At 30.8% G+C, this 688-nt stretch carries 1 protein-coding gene and 1 pseudogene; both read left to right on the top strand.

Annotation, left to right across the window (positions count from 1 at the left end):
- Positions 1-519, top strand: a pseudogene (locus tag FUA24_RS24970) (hypothetical protein); the annotation flags it as partial.
- Positions 516-688 (top strand): glycosyltransferase family 2 protein (locus FUA24_RS26090; protein WP_148540138.1); only part of this gene is annotated, 173 nt, incomplete at its 3' end. The pseudogene FUA24_RS24970 and the gene FUA24_RS26090, both read left to right, overlap by 4 nt.

Below are 688 nucleotides of genomic sequence, written 5' to 3'. Positions count from 1 at the left end.
CCAAGCCTATATGGAAGCAACATACCCAAAGGAAAATCGTATTTAACCTATGCTAATGGTGCTTTAACCCACTTTGCTACTTTTAAGAAAGCGGCATATACACAATCTAGAGGTATAAACCCTTTTATGAAACGGGCAGTTGACCAAGATTTGTATTACAAGCTAGAAGAACAGGGCAAGCATTTGTTTCTAGATAAGGTTTTGTATCGTTATAGAGTTCATGAACATAGCATTTCAAATAATGATAACCTTTATAAAGCTGAGTATTGGCATTTTTATGCCATGTTAAAAGCTTATAAACGACGAAAAAAGAAACACCTTAAAATTGATAATTTTTCAAAGAGTTATATAAAGATATTAGCCTCTAATTATTATATAAAACGGTTTGAACGTCTTAAATTTTCTAATAAAAAATGTTCTCAATACTATTTGTTATACAAAGCTTTTATAGCGTATCCATTACATAAGTTGCCGTTTAAAATGAAGAGTTTAATGGTTTTAATATTGGGTAGGATATGAAAACACCCTTAATATCTGTTGTACTTCCTGTTTATAATGTAGCGCCCTTTATTAGAGAGGCTATAGATTCTGTTTTAAACCAAACAGTACAAGATTTTGAAGTTTTAGTTATTGATGACTGTTCAACTGATGATACTTTGAAGGTTGTTAAAGATTTTAAGGATGACAG

This window comes from Seonamhaeicola marinus (genome assembly GCF_008085455.1).
Note: the sequence above shows the minus strand (reverse complement) of the source record. Positions and strands in the feature narration are given on the sequence as shown.